The sequence below is a fragment of the Streptomyces sp. ALI-76-A genome, from assembly GCF_030287445.1.
Taxonomy (GTDB): domain Bacteria; phylum Actinomycetota; class Actinomycetes; order Streptomycetales; family Streptomycetaceae; genus Streptomyces.
In genome coordinates, this window is record NZ_JASVWB010000004.1 from 1,128,245 (window position 1) to 1,144,322 (window position 16,078).

General features: G+C 69.1%; 14 protein-coding genes and 2 pseudogenes. 9 read left to right on the forward strand and 7 right to left on the reverse strand.

Translation table 11 applies throughout. The features are described from left to right. Positions 1-409: 409 nt before the first annotated feature. Both QQS16_RS41255 and QQS16_RS41260 read left to right on the forward strand, forming a co-directional pair. On the forward strand, positions 410-1,885 hold the full coding sequence (locus tag QQS16_RS41255) for a PP2C family protein-serine/threonine phosphatase (protein ID WP_286067779.1): 1,476 nt from the start codon (positions 410-412) through the stop codon (positions 1,883-1,885). 14 nt (positions 1,886-1,899) lie between these two features. After that, positions 1,900-2,268 (forward strand): STAS domain-containing protein, encoded by a 369-nt coding sequence (locus QQS16_RS41260; protein ID WP_286067780.1) that lies wholly within the window; start codon positions 1,900-1,902, stop codon positions 2,266-2,268. On the opposite strand, the gene QQS16_RS41265 is transcribed toward QQS16_RS41260, so the two are convergent. Together QQS16_RS41265 and QQS16_RS41270 are read right to left on the reverse strand one after the other, a co-directional pair. Beyond that, positions 2,211-2,732: an asparagine synthase-related protein gene (locus QQS16_RS41265; RefSeq protein WP_502963979.1), complete on the reverse strand. Its 522-nt coding sequence runs from the start codon at positions 2,730-2,732 to the stop codon at positions 2,211-2,213. The genes QQS16_RS41260 and QQS16_RS41265 overlap by 58 nt on opposite strands. A gap of 203 nt (positions 2,733-2,935) precedes the next feature. Beyond that, positions 2,936-3,058: a hypothetical protein gene (locus QQS16_RS41270; RefSeq protein ID WP_286067782.1), complete on the reverse strand. Its 123-nt coding sequence runs from the start codon at positions 3,056-3,058 to the stop codon at positions 2,936-2,938. A gap of 221 nt (positions 3,059-3,279) precedes the next feature. Here QQS16_RS41270 and QQS16_RS41275 point away from each other — a divergent pair, with 221 nt between their 5' ends. From QQS16_RS41275 to QQS16_RS41300, 5 genes and pseudogenes are all read left to right on the forward strand, one after another. Next, complete coding sequence (locus QQS16_RS41275; protein WP_286067784.1) at positions 3,280-4,011, forward strand: hypothetical protein; 732 nt, start codon at positions 3,280-3,282, stop codon at positions 4,009-4,011. Between the two features lie 375 nt (positions 4,012-4,386). Then, positions 4,387-4,866 carry an HIT family protein gene (locus QQS16_RS41280; protein WP_286067785.1) on the forward strand — a complete coding sequence of 160 codons (480 nt, stop codon included), beginning with the start codon at positions 4,387-4,389 and terminating at the stop codon, positions 4,864-4,866. Positions 4,867-4,870: 4 nt separating this feature from the next. Continuing rightward, positions 4,871-5,092 (forward strand): annotated as a pseudogene (locus tag QQS16_RS41285) (DDE-type integrase/transposase/recombinase); the annotation flags it as partial. Between the two features lie 963 nt (positions 5,093-6,055). Further along, positions 6,056-6,637 carry a carbonic anhydrase gene (locus tag QQS16_RS41295; RefSeq protein ID WP_286067786.1) on the forward strand — a complete coding sequence of 194 codons (582 nt, stop codon included), beginning with the start codon at positions 6,056-6,058 and terminating at the stop codon, positions 6,635-6,637. An 8-nt stretch (positions 6,638-6,645) separates the two neighbouring features. After that, positions 6,646-8,133, forward strand: a complete 1,488-nt coding sequence (locus QQS16_RS41300; protein WP_286067787.1) for a SulP family inorganic anion transporter — start codon at positions 6,646-6,648, stop codon at positions 8,131-8,133. Between the two features lie 148 nt (positions 8,134-8,281). Here the strand turns inward: QQS16_RS41300 and QQS16_RS41305 are convergent, their stop codons facing one another. From QQS16_RS41305 to QQS16_RS41325, 4 genes and pseudogenes are all read right to left on the reverse strand, one after another. Continuing rightward, positions 8,282-9,487 carry an ATP-dependent DNA ligase gene (locus QQS16_RS41305; protein ID WP_353479755.1) on the reverse strand — a complete coding sequence of 402 codons (1,206 nt, stop codon included), beginning with the start codon at positions 9,485-9,487 and terminating at the stop codon, positions 8,282-8,284. A gap of 456 nt (positions 9,488-9,943) precedes the next feature. Further along, positions 9,944-10,876: pseudogene (locus QQS16_RS41310) on the reverse strand (TerC family protein); the annotation flags it as partial. A 1,426-nt stretch (positions 10,877-12,302) separates the two neighbouring features. Beyond that, positions 12,303-12,482 carry a hypothetical protein gene (locus QQS16_RS41320; protein WP_286067789.1) on the reverse strand — a complete coding sequence of 60 codons (180 nt, stop codon included), beginning with the start codon at positions 12,480-12,482 and terminating at the stop codon, positions 12,303-12,305. A 290-nt stretch (positions 12,483-12,772) separates the two neighbouring features. Beyond that, complete coding sequence (locus QQS16_RS41325) at positions 12,773-13,570, reverse strand: SDR family oxidoreductase (RefSeq protein WP_286067790.1); 798 nt, start codon at positions 13,568-13,570, stop codon at positions 12,773-12,775. A gap of 59 nt (positions 13,571-13,629) precedes the next feature. On the opposite strand from QQS16_RS41325, the gene QQS16_RS41330 reads away from it, so the two are divergent. Both QQS16_RS41330 and QQS16_RS43710 read left to right on the forward strand, forming a co-directional pair. Continuing rightward, positions 13,630-14,013: a MerR family transcriptional regulator gene (locus tag QQS16_RS41330; RefSeq protein ID WP_286067791.1), complete on the forward strand. Its 384-nt coding sequence runs from the start codon at positions 13,630-13,632 to the stop codon at positions 14,011-14,013. A gap of 73 nt (positions 14,014-14,086) precedes the next feature. Then, on the forward strand, positions 14,087-14,503 hold the full coding sequence (locus tag QQS16_RS43710; RefSeq protein ID WP_353479769.1) for a transposase: 417 nt from the start codon (positions 14,087-14,089) through the stop codon (positions 14,501-14,503). Here QQS16_RS43710 and QQS16_RS41335 read toward each other — a convergent pair. Then, positions 14,407-15,972 (reverse strand): alpha/beta hydrolase, encoded by a 1,566-nt coding sequence (locus QQS16_RS41335; RefSeq protein ID WP_286067792.1) that lies wholly within the window; start codon positions 15,970-15,972, stop codon positions 14,407-14,409. The genes QQS16_RS43710 and QQS16_RS41335 overlap by 97 nt on opposite strands. Positions 15,973-16,078: the final 106 nt, after the last annotated feature.

A 16,078-nucleotide genomic window follows, 5' to 3' on the forward strand; every position in this document is an offset into this window, starting at 1 on the left:
TCGCACCCGCGAGGTGCCGAAGCGGACCTCGACCGACTGCGGCGAGCGGATCCAACCGAGCCGCGCCATGCCACCGAACTCACCCGCGCGGCGTCCTGCCCCGATCCGAGCGGGGTGCCGGCGGCGACCAGGTCCGCCAGGTCCTCGCGGCGGCAGACCTGGTCGACCCGGCCGGGGGCAACGTCCCGTCGGAGTTTTGTGCTCAGGTCGGTGAGCCGCTTGTGGTCCGGACCACGAAGGCCGCCACGTTCGCCCTTTCGCCGATCACTGCGCCCGGTTGCGGTCGGTGGGTTGACGGCCGTCCACGATGCCGGTGCGCACTACGAAGTTCGTCGTCGGATCGGGTGCGCCGGCCGCGTTCGGTAGGGTTCCGGAGTGCTGGCTGTCTGGTCGGTGCCTTCCTGGGGGGATGAGCGAGACGAGGGACATGCCGGAACAAGCGATCCTGCCTGCGACAGCACCGAGCGGGCCTTTGGCCGTGTCGGTCGAGGCGGCGCGGATGGCGGCGGTACGCCGTTACGACATTCTCGACACTCCGCCGGACGGCGCCTACGACCGCGTCGCGGCGCTGGCCGCGCGGCTGTTCGAGGTGCCGGTGGCGACGGTGACGATCGTGGATGAGGACCGGATCTGGTTCAAGGCCGCGCACGGGCTGGAAGGTGTCAGCGAGATCGGCCGGGATCCGGGCCTGTGCGCCTCGGCGGTGTTGCGTGATGACACCACCGTCATCCCCGATACGTTGCTGGACCCGGTCGCCTGCTCCAACCCGCTGGTCGCCGGCCCGATGGGGGTGCGGTTCTACGCCGCCGCTCCGATCATCACCGCCGACGGGCACCGCCTGGGCACGGTCAACGTCCTTGACACCCGCCCCCGCGAGATCAGCGAGGCCGATGCCTCCACCCTCACAGACCTGGCCGCGGTGGTGCGTGACCAGCTGGAACTGCGCCTGTCGGCGTTGCACGTGATACGCGCCGAGCAGGAGCGCCGCCAGGTCGAGCAGGAGAAGCGTCAGGCAGAGGAAGAGGCCCGCCAGCGTGCCGAGCGGGACAAGGCGGCCATCGCCGCGTTTGCCTCCACCCTGCAGCGCACCCTGGTGCCTCCCGCGCTGCCCGCGGTACCGGGCCTGGAGCTGGCCTGCCACTACAAGACCGCATCCCCGCAGGAAGTGGGCGGCGACTTCTACGACGTCTTCCCCGTCGGCGGAGGCCGGTGGGCGTTCTTCCTGGGCGATGTGTGCGGCAAAGGCGCCGAAGCCGCCTCGGTCACCTCACTGACCCGCTACACGCTGCGGGCCGCAGCCCTCGTCGACGCGGACCCCACGGCAGCGCTCAAAGCCCTGAACACCGCGCTGCTGCTCGACGCGGCGGTCGGCACCCGCTTTTGCACCGCCGTCTTCGGCCTGCTCGATCCGGCCCGGGACGGCGGTTTCACCGTCACGCTGGCCACTGGCGGTCACCCGCCCGCCTACCACCTCAGCCCTGCCGAGGGCGGCGGTGTACGGGTCGAGGCGGCCCGGGCCAAGGGCGGCATGCTGGTCGGCGCGTTCGCCGAGGCCGCCTTCGCCTCACTCACCCTGCACCTGGCACCCGGTCAGGGCCTGCTGCTGTACACCGACGGGCTGACCGAGGCCCGCACCGTCGACGGCCACATGCTCGCCGACACCGGCCTTACCGACTTCCTCGCCCAGCGACCGGCGCCGGTCAGTGCCGGCGCCCTCATCGACGACACCGTCGCGCTCCTGGATACACTCCCCGACACCGAACGCGACGACGTGGCGCTGCTGGCCCTGTCCGTCCCCACCGCGGACGCCGCTCCCGCCGGCATCACTACCACCGCTCACAGCGCCGCCGCCCCGACCGCACCCGCCGACGCCTCCGTCGGGTAGGAGATCCGACGCCCATGACCGACGCATTCCACATCGACGTCCCGCACACCGACGGCGCCCTGGCCGTGATCGCACTGTCCGGTGAATTCGACATCGTCGCCGCACCCGCCGTGCGGGCCCGCGCCCTGGAACTCATCGCGGCCGGACACGCAGACCTGGTCGCCGACCTGTCGGGTGTCACGTTCTGCGACTCCTCAGGGCTGGGAGCCCTCGTCGGCATCTGGCGCTGCGCCAAGGACTGCGACGGCTCCCTGACCCTGGCGGCCATCCCCGACCGGCTGAGCCGCCTGCTCAGCGTCACCGGGATGGACACCTTCCTGCCCGCCTACCCCAGCGCCGAGACCGCGCTCACCGCCAGCCAGGGCAATCGCACCACCGCCTGAACGCCCTCGCTCACAGAAGTGGCATCAGCGGGCATGCCTGGTACAGCCCTACAGTCCGGCGCGCGGGGAATGTCGGCGCGGTGTTCCCGCAGCCCGTCGGAGGCGTCCATGGAGGCCGCCGCCTTGGTGGTCCGGCGCAGACAGGCATCGGGCACGATCCCGCGCATCGCGGCGCTCAGGACGGGCTTGTACCGCCAGGGCGCGACGCGTTCACCGGGGCGTACGGCGAGGCACGCCTCGATGACGCGGTCGTCGAGGAAGGGCGAGGCCATCGGCAGGCCGGTGCGGGCTGCCATGGCGTCCCATTGCCGGATGACGCGGCTGCCGGAGCGGATCTGCTCCAGGTCGCTGTGCAGACCCCGGTCCGGGTGCAGCGGCGAGACTGTCGCCGCTGCCGTGAGCAGTGCCCGACGGGCCATGCGTTCGGCATCGGGGGTCACCCAGTCGAAGAGGCGTGGGGTCATGCCCCAGCCGAGCCCTGTCGCGGCGGACGGGGGCAACGGGGCCCGCAAGTGGCCGGCGGAGTCGCCGAGCCACTTCCTGTAGGGCCGGGAGTCGGCGAGCGCACGGACAGTGTCGGCGAGCGGCCACGGCGCCCCAGGTAGAGGTAGACCGGCCCGCCAGCCCGTCCCGGGTGCGGCGAAGATCGCCGTCCCGGCCCGTCACGTCAGGTCTGAGGCGTCGACGGGCAGCTCCGAAGGCGCCACTCCAGCATGCCGTCGTCGAGGCCGATCGTGCGGCGGCCGAGGTCGGTCAGCAGCCGGAGCGCTTCGTAGGCCAGACGAACCACCGATGCCTGCCCCCGGCCCGATACGGCGATGCGCGCCGTTGGCTGCCCGCGTGACACGGACAGCCGAGTGCCTCACCCATTCACCTGACATGTCATCACCCGGATACCCGCACGGGTGGTGGCGCGCACACACCTGGGCTGTCGTTGGCCATGTCGCCGCTGCGGTTCTCACCAGCTGGCAGGACGTCAGCTGACGCAGGCTGCGACGGAAGGAATCACCCATGCGCTCTGCCCGCACCCTCTGCGCCGCGGCCACGGTCACGGCGGCCCTCGCCATCGCAGCCCCGGTCGCCTACGCCTCCAGTGCCGGCGACTCGGGCAAGGACGACCACTCCTACAGCAGCGACCACGAGTACAAGGACGAGTACAAGGACGCCGGTGGTGAGCACGACAAGCCGAAGGGCGGCGTGCACACCGGTGGGGGCCTGTTCGCCACGGTTGGTGGTGACGACGAGTACAAGGACGAGTACAAGAAGGACCACGAGTACAAGGACGAGTACAAGAAGGACCACGAGTACAAGGACGAGTACAAGGACGCCGGTGGTGAGCACGACAAGCCGAAGGGCGGCGTGCACACCGGCGGGGGCCTGTTCGCCACGGTTGGTGGTGACGACGAGTACAAGGACGAGTACAAGAAGGACCACGAGTACAAGGACGAGTACAAGGACGCGGGTGGTGAGCACGACAAGCCGAAGGGCGGCGTGCACACCGGTGGAGGTCTGTTCGCCACGGTCGGCGGTGACGACTGGGACGAGAAGGACGAGTACAAGAAGGACGACGAGTACAAGGACGCGGGTGGTGAGCACGACAAACCGAAGGGCGGCGTGCACACCGGTGGCGGCGGCCTTGCCCCCTCCGGTTCCCCTGCGGCCGCCGGCGGACTCGCGCTCCTGGCCGGACTGGGGGCAGGCGCGTACGTGCTGCGTCGGCGCATCGCCGGTGGCGCTGCCTGACTTTGAGGGCTGACGCGGGTTCAGCGTGCGGCAGGAAGCGTTCTGCTCCGCAGTCACGGTCGCACGCTGGACCGCGCCTGAGCTACGTGTATCCGCGTTTCTCTGACTGAGGTGCGCTGCGGCATGACGATCCGTTCATTGGTTCATTCGGGGAGATCCTGGCGGGCCGGTATGCCGCGGCGCCTTCTGCTGGCCGTCCTCACGCCGCTTGTCCTGAGCGCGGGTGTGGTCAGCTGGGCCGGCCCGGTCGGCGAGTTGATGGGGATCTTTGAAACGCCGGGGCCGCTCCTCGCCCCACTTGCTTGGTCTTTGAACTGTGTGAGGAGGATGGGGATCGAAGAGCGGTCCTTGATCACCAGAATGTAGGTTTTGGCCATGACTGGTGACTGGCGGATGGACCGGATCGGGGCTGCGCTGAGGGGCGAGAACCCGACCGTGCTGCGACGCTTGACGCCGGGGTTCGCGGTGATCGGGGATGTTCAGTACCTTCCGGGCTACTCGGTTCTGCTGGTGGACGAACCGGATGTGCAGCGGCTGTCGGACCTGCCGAGGGCGAAGCGGCTGTCGTTCCTGTCTGACATGGATCAGCTCGGTGAAGCCGTCGAGCGTGCCTGTCGGCGGCTGGACCCGGCTTTCCGCCGGGTCAACCTGGAGATCCTGGGGAACACGGACCCGTTCTTGCATGCGCATGTCTGGCCCCGGTTCGAGTGGGAGCCGGCCGATGTGGTGGGCAAGCCTGTGTGGCTCTATCCGCGTGAACGGTGGAGTGACGAGCAGTTCAGGCTCGGGCCGCGGCATGACGTACTGCGGGAAGCGATCGGCAGCGAGCTGGACCGGCTGCGATCGGGGACCTGACTTGCGCACCACCGTCCCGGACCCGGCCACCTCACCGGTCCCGGACCTGTTCCAGCGGGACTTCACCGCCACCGAACCCGGCCTGAAATACATGGGCGACATCACCTATCTCCCCCTGGAAACCGGGGAGTTCCTCTATCTCGCGACCGTGCTGGACTGCTTCAGCCGCAAGGTCGTCGGCTGGTCCATCGCCGACCACATGTGCACCGGCCTGGTCGCCGACGCACGGGGGAAGGCCCGACCTCCGTACGGTGAAGACTCGACACCTCCACCACACCGGAGGTCTTCGCCATGATCAAGCCCGGCCGGTGTCAACAACGCTCGTGATCAATAGACCTGCGCGCTCATTCCTTCATTCCGGCCAGTCCGTCACGACTCCGGTAGGGCCCGATTCCTTTCACCGGGCGTTCCTCTACCGAAGGGCGGCCACCGCGGGCAGAACGGCGGGCAATCTCCTGGCTCGCGGCGCCGACCCGGGACGCCAAGCGGCTCGTCGAGCTCGTGACCAGGCCCCTGGCGACGAACTTCCGCGCATGGAGGGCCAGTTTTCGTCACCCAAGGCACACTTTCGGGCTCTCTTCACGTCGAAACGCTGAGCTAACCCTGCAAATGCTTTTTGCAGGGTTATTGTGTTTCTTGGTCGAACATTGACCAAGTGTTGGCATGCTCTAGAGGCTGCGAACTGCCTGGGGGAGACCCATGTTCCGAGGTGCGAGGTCCCGGACCGTGGTATCGATCCTCGCTGCCGTCCTGCTCGGTCTCCAACCTTTTCGCGCCCACCGCATCCTTCGCATCCGCTCATACAGCCCGTCACGCAGTGGCCAAGGGTCAGCCGGGAATCAAGCCCTCCGGGAATGCGCTGCGCGACGAGATCGTCGCCTGCCGGGATGCCGGGATGCCGGGCAGCAGGGGGACCCGACCGGTCCCCTGCGCACCCGCGACCGGTACCGCACCGCCGTCGGCCCCACGCCCGAGGCACCCGACCGTCCACACCTGAGGCAAGGGGCCTCGAAGGCGGGCGAGCCGGGCGCACCCCGTGCCGTACACCACCGCATATCGAGACCCTCGGCAGCCCACTCCCCGGCGGCACTTCAGGTGTTCCGCTGCTGAGCAGCAGAGCAGTACACCCACCCCTGTCCTGTCAGTCCGACGCGTCCCCCACTGGCGCGCCAGGAGGAGTCACCACACCATGCAGACCCTCATCGACCACGCCCGCACGTACGGACAGCGCCCTGAGGAGTTCGCCGACCTCGCCAAAGGTCAGTCGCCCGAGGTCCTGTTCATCACCTGCGCCGACTCCCGGGTCGTCCCGGCCCTGATCACCGGTGCCCGCCCCGGCCAGCTCTTCGAGCTGCGCACCGCGGGCAACATCGTCCCCCCATACGCCTTCGAGCACCCCACCAGCGAGGCGGCCACCATCGAGTACGCGGTGGAGGTCCTCGGCGTCAAGGACATCGTGGTCTGCGGCCACTCCCACTGCGGGGCCGTCGGCGCTGTGGTGCGCGGCGACGGCCTGAACGCCGTACCCGCCGTGCGCGACTGGCTCGCACACGCCGCCGACGAACCCAAGTGCTCCGACCTCGCCGACCCGACGGTCGCCGAGGCCGTACAGAACCACGTCCTGACACAGTTGCTGCGGCTGCGCTCCTACCCGCGGATCGAGAAGCGCCTGCAGGCGGACCAACTTCGGCTGCACGGCTGGTACTACGAAGTACACACCGGAGCCGTGCTCGAACACCGCGCGGAGACCGACAGGTTCGAGGCACTGTGAGGTACACCATGACTGTGACGTCGAGGTTTCCTTACCTGCGGCAGGACTTCGCCGCCTCCATCGTCGTCTTCCTGGTCGCCGTGCCGCTGTGCGTCGGCGTGGCAGTCGCCTCCGGCGTCCCAGCGGAGCTGGGCCTGGTCACCGGCATCGTGGGCGGCCTGGTCACCGGCAGTCTGCCCGGCAGCAGCCTGCAGGTGTCGGGGCCGGCCGCGGGCCTGACCGTGCTGGTCTTCGAGGCGGTCAGCGAGTTCGGCGTGGCCGCGCTCGGCGTGATCGTGCTCGCCGCCGGACTGCTCCAGCTCGCCATGGGCTTCCTCAGAGTGGGCCGCTGGTTCAGGGCGATATCCGTCGCCGTCGTCGAGGGCATGCTCTGCGGCATCGGCCTGGTGATCATCGCCGGCCAGATCTACGCGGCGGCGGGCCTGAAGGCGCCGGAGACCGGCATCGGCAAGATCGTCGGCCTGCCCAGGGCATTCGCCGACGCCCTCGGCAGCACCGAGGCACTGACCTCACTCGCGATCGGCGCGGGCACCGTCGCCGTCATCGTGCTGTGGAAGAAGCTGCCGAAGAAGGTGCAGGCCGTGCCCGGAGCCCTCGCTGCGGTACTGCTGGCCACTCTCACCTCGCTCGCCTTCAGCCTGCCCGTCGCCACGGTCGAGGTGGAGGGTCTGCTCGGCGTCATCCAGCCGCCCGGCTCTGATGCCCTAGGCGCGCTCGCCGGCTCGGCCATCTGGGGCACCATCATCGCGTTCGCGCTGATCGCCTCCGCCGAGTCGCTGTTCAGCGCGGCGGCCGTGGACCGGCTGCACGACGGTCCGCGCACCCAGTACGACAAGGAAATGATCGCCCAGGGTGCGGGCAACACCGTGTGCGGTCTGCTCGGCGCGTTGCCAATGACGGCGGTGATCGTGCGCAGCTCCGCCAACGTCAGCGCGGGCGCGAAGACGAAAGCGTCGCGTGTGTTGCACGGCGTGTGGCTGCTGCTGTTCGCTGCCGCGCTGCCCTCCGCGCTGGCGCTGATCCCGCTGCCCGCACTCGCCGGCATCCTGGTCCATGCGGGCTGGAAGCTGATTCCGTTCCGCCAGATCGCCGAACTGTGGCAGAGCCACAAGGGTGAGGCCCTGATCCTGGTCGTCACGGCCGTGTCGATCGTCGCCGTGAACATGTTCGAGGGCGTGCTCATCGGGCTGGCCCTGGCCGTGATCAAGACCGCCTGGGAAGCATCACACCTGAAGACGGAGGTCATAGACAAGGGCGCTGGTCCGATCCAGGTGTACCTGTCGGGCAACGCAACGTTCCTGCGGCTGCCGAAGATACTCGACAGCCTGGAGGCCCTTCCGCAGAACCGGCCGATCGAGGTGGACCTGTCCGGGCTGCACCACCTCGACCACGCCTGCCGCACGGCCCTGGAGAACTGGGCCCAGCGGCACAGCGCACCCGACACCGAACCCGTGAAGGTCACGACCGCACAACCGGTGAGGGCCACAGCGCCGTAAAAATCTGCCGCCCGGCCGGATGCTCGACCCGCGCCTCCGGCCGGACGGCTCGTCACAGCAGCACGAGGACCGGCCCGACCGTGCCACCCAGCGCGCCGACAACAACACTGAGGTCCTGCCGACCCGCTTCATGGTCGTCCTGGCGGGCCTAGCCCGACCATGAGCCCGACCACAGCAGGTCAGCGCCCGGTTGACCCGCCGACGAACAGTTCGATCGCCGGGGGAGAGATCGGGGCGGGCGCGGTGCCAGCGCGCGGCGTGGCGCCAGCGGCCGGCGGCATCCCGGGCGATATCGACACCGGCCTCCACCGCCAGCTCGGGCCACACGAGGGTCACGGTCAACGTTTTCCTCGTGCCCCACCCGGCGGAGAAACGTCCAGCCCGTCCACGGATGTTCGCGGCCGGCCGGGGCGAGCAGGCCAGTAAGGGCGTGGCCGACGGTGCGGGGGAGGGTGGTGGTGCGGCCCACGTATTGCAGGCGCCCGTCGTGCTCGTACCGGCCGAGCAGCAGTGTCCGGGTGTGGTCGGGGAGCCGGTGACCGCGCCCACGATCGCGTCCTCGGTGTGTCGCATCTTGTACTTCAGCCACCCGCGCACGGAACCTTGATACGGGTTGTCCAGCCTTTTGAAGACGATCCCCTCCAGGCCCCGTCGTCCAGGACAGCCACTGCGCCACCTGCTCGGGGTCGGTGGTCGACGGGCACAGCGTCCACGGCGCCGACAGCCGGCGAGCGGCGGCCACGGATTCCAGCGTTGCCCTGCGGCGCCGGCAGGACCAGCTGGTCGTGTCGGTGCCCGACAGCTGCAGCAGATCGAAGATGACCAAGTGCGCCGGCTGTTCGCCCGCGGCCTGGGCCGCTGCGGCGCCGCGCCGGGCGAGGCGCCCCTGCAGCGGCTCGAACGCCAACCGGTCTTCCTCCCACACGACCAGCTCACCGTCCAGCGCGGTCGCGTCGGGCAGTTGCGCGGCGCCGGCCACGATCTCCGGGAACGACGACCCCGTCAGGGTGCCCTGCCGGGAGCGCAGCACCACCTGCCCGCGTCGACGGAGACCAGGGCCCGGTAGCCGTCCCATGTCGGCTCGGCTGCCCAGCCCGGCTTCAGGTCGGGTGCGGGTGTCGGGGTGGATCTGCGGCTCGGATCGCACAATGACTGATATACCCCCGGTGCCGGTCCATCCCTGGCGCCCTGCGGACGGGGTGAGGCCGGTGGTGTGGACGTGGCCGCGTGGATCCGCCCGCGCTGTGGGTGTTTGTTCTCCTGCGGGGCGTGGTGGCGGGCGACCGTCTGCCGGGTCCTGCTCGGCCCTGACGGGTCCGGCATGGTCACCTACCGCCGGTGCGAGTGGCCGCATCCGGGCCTGTGTAGGTGGACGATCCCGGCGGGGAGCCGGTGGGTCGTGACGGGCCCGCGCTGTCGATTCTGGTTATCGGGTCGGGGAGCGCTTGTGGTGGGGGTCCAGCCGGAAGTCGGGACAGTCGCGGTTCTGGCATGCGCCCGGCCCCCACACGGGGACGAATACGCCGAGCGTCTTGTGGCGGTGGACCGCGGCCGGCACGGACTTCTTGCAGGTCGGACACGCGTACGCTTCGGATTTACGCTGCACTTTGGCCATCTTTTTACGATATGACCGTACTGGCGTGTCGGGAAGTGCTCTTCCTCCTTGCCGCCCTGAGTGCGGGCTGGATGGCTCAGTGTCTCGGCCTGGTGAACCGGTTGAGGGCTCAGGGTCCTCCGCCGCAGGTGGTGAACCAGGCTGCTCGGTGGTCTTGGAGGTGTCCCCTTGTTCGTCTGCTTGCTCGGCAGTGGTCGGCGCGGGTCTTGTAATGCTGAGAACCACGGAACCCGTCAGGACGATGACGATGACCGCGAGGCTGATCGGTGAGGGGATTTCCGGGATGCCGGAGCTGATCAACTTGTGGGATGCCTGGAGGATGAGCTTGACGCCGATGAAGGCCAGGATGATCGCGAGGCCCTTGTTCAGGTAGTGGAAGCGGTCCAGGAGGCCGGCGAGCATGAAGTAGAGGGCCCGCAAGCCGAGGATGGCGAACGCGTTGCTGGTGTAGACGATGAACGCGTCATCGCTGACCGCGAGGACGGCCGGGACACTGTCGACGGCGAAGATCAGGTCGGCGGCCTCGATCGCGGCGACCACCGCGAGCAGCGGGGTCGCCATCCGTTTGCCGGCCTCTGTGACGAAGAACTTCGCCCCGGCGTACTCGTCCCGCACCGGAATGATTTTGCGGAGCATCCGTACGGCGAAGCTCTTGCCCGGGTCGAAGCTTTCCTGTTCGTCCTTGAGGAGTTTGTAGGTGCTGTAGAAGAGGACCGCCGCGAAGGCGAACAGCACCGCGGTGAAGCGGCTGACCACGGCCACGCCGAGGGAGAGGAAGATCCCGCGGAAGACGAGCGCGCCGATGACCCCGAAGAACAGCACGCGGTGCTGGTAGGCGCGGGGCACCTTGAAATACGCGAAGATCACGGCGAAGACGAAGAGGTTGTCGACCGACAGGCTCTTCTCCAGCAGCCAGGCTGTCGTGTACTCGGTGCCGGCCGTGGTGCCGAGGACGAGGAAGACGACCGCGCCGAAGATCAAGGCGAGGCCCACCCACAGGCCGCTCCAGGCGGCTGCCTCCTTGAAGCGGATGACGTGCGCGGTGCGGTGGGACAGCAGGTCTACCGCCAGCGACACGACCACCGTCGCGGCGAACGCTCCCCACAGCCAGAGCGGGACCTCGAGCACGACGAACACCTCACTGTGGCCCGCGCGACGTACGCCGGCCCCTATACAGGAGTGTCCGTCATAGCGCCCTCGGGAGCATGCGGAGAGGGTGAGAAGCTGTCACACCCTCTGTCCGATCGGGGGTGGCACTTGTGACCGCGTGCGCGGTGTTCGTCACGGCCGAGTCGAGCGTGCCGCTGAGGCGGGTGAGCGCGGCGCGGACAGCGCCCTGAAGGCCGTAGCCGGCTTTCCAGCTATCCGGCGCGCAGCTGGGTATCACCGTGACTTCGCTGGTGATCGGCATGTGCCGAGCCGTCCCTGGCCGCGCTGCTGCGCGGCCCGCCGACCGCTGTCGGCCCCCGGCCCGCCTGCAACATCATGACCCGGCCCGCGCCCCGCGTTTCCTGATCCGCCACGACGACCTCGCCGCCGGTCGATTCGACGAGGCACTCTCCTTCACCGCATTCACCGAATAGGCGGCGCGTCGTCGCACGTCCCGCGACGCACGCCGACCGCCAGACCCCGGCCGTCGAGGAGCTTCGGCGAATGTACAGCCACCTTCTGAAGGACCACGCCGACACACACGGGGCGGTAGCCGCCGGCCTGAGGCGAGGCCGAAGCTGTCCATCGTTCGCGACGCCGCCTGACCGACCGCACCCCCGCGCCCCGACCCTGAGAGGGGGCAGGGCGAACTTCAGCGGGGCTGAGGCCGACACCGGTCTCAGCCCCGCTCCCGTTTCAGTCCCAGCTGGCCCCCGCGTCGCGGGCGTCGAACAGCCGGCGGGTGTACTCCGGGGGAAGGTGCACGGTCAGTCGCCGACAACCGCTACCGGCACGGGGGCCCGCAAGCACGCCCGCGCCCGACGACGCCACGAAGAGATGACGCGGTACGGCCCCGCTGGAAGCCGCAGGTTCACAACCCCCGTGGTGATGAGACCCGCCAGGAGGAGCTCATGGGCGCGCAGACGGAGCCCCGGGAGGTCGGACGGGAGCGGCGCGCTGGACCGCTCCGCGTGCTGCGCGAGGTCGGACCAGCCGCGCACCGCCAGTTCCCGGGCCCGGTCCCACAGCCACCGACGGCGTCGACCTGGCCGACCTCCTCGGTCCCCGCCCGTGAGTGTTCCGCCCTGGCCCGCGCGCCTGTCCCCGAAGGCCCTGGCCGTCCTGGAGGACCTGCCCGTGCACGCCCGGGAGATGGTCCGCGACGTCCTGGACGTCGCCGGCCGGGACCCGTGGTCCTTCCCGCCCTTCAACACCCGCGATCCTGAGGGCGAGGGACGTGCGCACCGCCTCGGTCGGGCAGCTCACCGCCGTGTACTGGATCAACCGCCCAGCCGGACGCCTGTGTGTCGTCGACATTGTCTGGCTCGGCCGACCGGCATCGGACATGACGCGGCCCGTCACCGGCATCGTGGTGCCGGTGACGGGCCGCTGTGCTTCTGCTCTGCTACCAGGGCAGGCGGAACGCGAAGTCCTTGTTGAGGACCGGGACGAGGAACATGGCCCACAGCGCCGCGATCATCAGGACGGTGTACGGCTTGTCCGCCCTCATCGCGGTGATCAGTTCGCGCGGTTCCCGGCGCCGGCGGCGGGACTTGGCGAAGGCCTCCCTCTGTGTCTGGAGCATCTGCGCGGGCAGCTCCTGATACTCGCGCTGCCCTTGCGGATCACGCTGATGGTCTGCTCGCCGACGACCGCACCACCTTGCCTGACGGTGAGCAGTTCCTCGGCGTGAGCGCCGGTGGCGACCCAGAAAGCCAGCAGGGTCCGTCGCGGTTCGAGCGGAGTCCCGCGAAGACCTCGGGTCGGGTCAACAGGCCTCGAGTTCGAACACGCCCTTGCGGACCGTCGTCTCGCTGACCGCGGCGTCTTCGGAGCAGCGGAGCGATCCGAGGCCCGCTTACCGGCTGGGGTCGGTCATTCGCCGAGGCCCTGGCCGAACCCGCCGTCCACGGGCAGTTCCAGACCGGTGGTGAAGGTGGCCTCGACGGCCAGGTACAGCGCGGCGGCGGCGATCTCCTCCACAGTGCCTCCTCGGCCCATCGGCGTGGAGGCGTTGCCCTGTTCGATGAACTCGGCGCGCTGCTCGTCGGTCAGCTCGGCGACGCCCATGGTGGGGGTGAGGATGAAGCCGGGGGCGATCGCGTTGACGCGGATCTTGCGGGGGAGCAGCTCGGCGGCGAGCACCTTGGCGAAGGCGGCGACGGCCTCCTTCGCTCCGGAGTAGGCGCTGAGACCGGGGAAGATGTGGTCGTTGGAGACGGTGGTGAACACGATCGCGCCGCCCTCGGACACCAGCGGCGCTAGCCGCTGCACGGTGAAAAAGGCGCCCTTGGCGTTGACGTTGAAGATGCGGTCCCAGGATTCCTCCGTGACCTCTTCGAGCGTCTGGAACTCGGCGATGCCCTGGTTGATGAACAGGTAGTCGATGCGGCCGAGGCGGTCGGCGACCTGATCGCCGAGGGCGGCGATGGCGATGGCGTCAGTGGCATCGGAGCGCACCGGGTGGGCCAGCGGGGTGTCGAGTGCCGCCTGGGCCTCGGCGAGTCGCTGGTCGCTGCGCCCGGTGTACATCACTTCGGCGCCGCGGTCGGTCAGGGCTTGGACGATGGCCCGGCCCATGCCGATGGTGCCGCCGGTAACGACAGCCTTTTTACCTGCCAGGGCCTTCGGATCGATGGTTGGAGATTGCTGGGTACTGTGGTTCGTTGCCATGACGGTTAAGCTAAACCTTGACGTTGATGTCAGAGTCAAACTTCTGTGCCGGGAGTCACATGTTCATCGGCGAACTGTCCAGGCGTACCGGCGTCAGCACCAGGAGCCTTCGGTACTACGAGCAACAAGGGTTGCTGCGGCCGCAGCGGCGAGCCAGCGGCTACCGCGAGTTCGACGAGTCCGATGTGGCCACCGTGCGCCGGGTCCGGATCCTGCTCGCGGCCGGGCTGAATACCGACCTGATCCGGGAGGTGCTGCCCTGCATGGCTGAAGAGGGAGCCATCCTGGCGCCAACCTGCGAGGAAATGGCCCAGGACCTCAAGCACGAACGCGAGCGCATGAGCCACTCCATCGAACAGCTCCAAGCCGCCCACGCCATGCTCAGCTCGATCATCCACGCAGGCGAAGCGATCACCGCCCGAGTCGGCCGCAACGGACAGTGACGCGATCTCCGCAGCGGACGCGTCCACAACCTCGCGGGTCAAGACAACTAGGCAGTTTCGTTTGGATCAGCCGATGGTTGGTCCAGGTGTGCCGTTGACCGACACGCAGTGGGCGCGGATCGAGCCGTTGCTCCCGGACCGGACCCCGAAGAGGGGTGGCCGGTGGCGGGAGCACCGTGAGGTGATCGACGCCATCGCCTTCAAGTTCCAGAGCGGAACGCAGCGGATCCACCTTCCGGAGAAGTACGGGAACTGGCGAGGCGTCTACAACCGGCTGCGGATGTGGCCCGTCGACGGCACATGGGAGCGGGTGTTCACCACGCGTGAGGCCTGTCGGGTCAGGCCCGCGAGTCACCAGCACCGGCCGGGGCAGCTACGCCGGAGTCGAGCGTGTCACAGGCTGCAACGGGCGTCGGTGGGCGGGGTTTCGAGGTCGAGGAGGTATTTGTTGACCGCGTCGTCGACGCACTTGCTGCCGCCGAGGAGGTAGGCGCCGTGCTGCTTGCCGTCGACTGTGAGCAGGCTTCCGCCGAGGGCTCGCGCCATCGCGATGCCGCCCTCGTGCGGCGTCGCAGGATCGCCGGTGACCGATACGACGAGCGTCTCGGGGATGCCTTCGATATCGGTGAGCCAGGGCTCGTCGCGTGTCGGCGGCGCCGGCCACGCCTCGCATTCGCTGTGGTGAGTGCCTGCCGTGAACACGTCGATGTCGAACATCGGGGCGGCCTCCCCGATCTTGCGTGCGAGCGCGGTCTGTTCCTCCGGCGTCGGACGGGGTGAGTCCATGCAGCGCACAGCGATGTTCGTGTCGAAGTCGTGGCCGTAGGCGCCGTCCGCTGTGCGGGCGTAGAAGGCGTCGCGCAGGGCGAGCATCTGATCGGCGTTGCCCGCTTGGAGCGCGGTCAGGGCGGAGATGACGTTGGGCCATTTCGCTTCGGAGTACAGTCCGCCGCTGATGCCGAGGTAGACGTCCCAGACGCTCAGGTCCCGGCCGCCGGTGGTCGGTGCTGGTGTCTCGACGAGCGGCTGGACGATCTCGTGCAGGCGGTCGTTCGCAGCCGCGGGGTCGGGGCCGAGAACGCAGTCGGGCGATTCTGCGCAGAGTGCGGCGAGGTCGTCGAACCGTGCCTGCAGTCCGGTGAAGGAGGAGAGGCGGAACTCGCTCGCCGTCAGGTCCGGCGAGACGGCTCCGTCGAGCACGATCGCGCGGACCTTTTCGGGGTAGGCCGCGGCGTACATGGCTCCGAGCTCGGAGCCGTAGCTGTAGCCGAGGTAGGTCAGCTGGTCGTCACCGAGTACCTGTCGCATGATGTCCATGTCGCGCACGACGTTGGTGGACCCGGCGTTCACGAGGTTCGCGATGCCGCCAGAGCCGTCCGCGCAGCGCTCTGCGAGTTCGGTCGCCTCCTTGGTGCTCGGGATGTCGTGCACCGCGCCGAACCGGGTTGCGTCGCCTGCGTCGTACTCCTCGTCGGTGTAGCAGTCGAGGGCCGGAGTCGACGACCGGACCCCGCGAGGATCGAAGCCGACGATGTCGAAACGTTCGGCGACGGGACTCACCTGCCACTGTGGCAGGGTGGACGCGACGAAGCTGGTGCCGGATCCTCCGGGTCCGCCCGGGTTGAGCAGCAGTGAGCCCTCGGCGTCGCCCGCAGCGGGGAGGCGCGTGAGCGCGATGTGCGCCTTCTTGCCCTCCGGCTTGTCGTAGTCGAGCGGGACCTCGACCGAGGCGCACTGGAGCGCCGGGTTCGCGAACAGCTCGGCGTCCGCCTTGCTCGTCGCGGTGTCCTTGCACCCGACCCAGTTGAGCTCTTGCTCAAGGTAGGCGCCGAGGTCCGCGGTCGTGCCGGAGCCCGGTGGAGGAGCGGCGGGCGCGCATCCGGCGAGCAGGAGGAGGAAAGTCGTAGCGGCCGCGCCGAGCACGGTTTGGCGGTGTCGGGATCGAGGGTCTGAGCGCATGCGTTTCTCCTGCGTCGAGCCGCGGTCGTGCGCCAGGGCGCGGCGGTGGTTGACGGACTCTTCTCGGTCGGGGCGCTGAGGTACCCGATAGCGGGGGCAACGTGAC